The following is a 554-nucleotide window of genomic DNA, read 5'->3' on the forward strand; positions in this document are numbered from 1 at the left end:
GCGTTGGCGGACCGGACGGGTTTATCGCTTATGCATACCGCAGCGCAGCAGAGCAAGATTTTGTTGAAATGGCCGGCAAGGACACGGCGCAAACGCCATCGGAGGGCCATAAAGACTTGAAAAGCGTCGGCGCTCGGCTACACCCGTCGGGCGATTTGTCGGCAATGGAAACTCACGGGGCGAGATGAGATCATCTTTGATCCGGCGCGGGGTATGGGTAATCGGCGTTGCGGTGCTGGTCATCGCGCTCGCCGTCGCCGCCTTGCCGCTGATTGCCTCGACGCGCATCGTACGCGACCGCATCGCTTGGGAATTGAGCGCCTGGAGCGGCTTTCGCGTGTCGATCGACGGTTCGCCGCGCATCGAGGTGTGGCCTAAGTTCCGGGCCATCCTCAGCGATGTGACGCTGTCGCAATGGACGGAAACCGACGCGCCGCCGGTGATCGAAGCCGAGCGCGTCGAAGTCGATCTCTCGGCCATGGCCGCCGTGCAGGGCGACGTCCAATTCTCGACGGCAAGGCTGGTGCGGCCGACGATCAGGGTGGAGCGCAAGG

General features: G+C 63.4%; 2 protein-coding genes. Both read left to right on the forward strand.

All coding sequences use genetic code 11. The features are described from left to right. On the forward strand, nucleotides 1-188 hold a 188-nt coding region (locus EOA60_RS38600; protein WP_206628479.1), incomplete at its 5' end, for a hypothetical protein. After that, nucleotides 185-554 (forward strand): AsmA family protein (locus EOA60_RS36520; RefSeq protein WP_128312806.1); only part of this gene is annotated, 370 nt, incomplete at its 3' end. The genes EOA60_RS38600 and EOA60_RS36520, both read left to right, overlap by 4 nt.

It is taken from the genome of Mesorhizobium sp. M1A.F.Ca.IN.020.06.1.1, from assembly GCF_004023265.1.
Classification (GTDB): Bacteria; Pseudomonadota; Alphaproteobacteria; order Rhizobiales; family Rhizobiaceae; genus Mesorhizobium.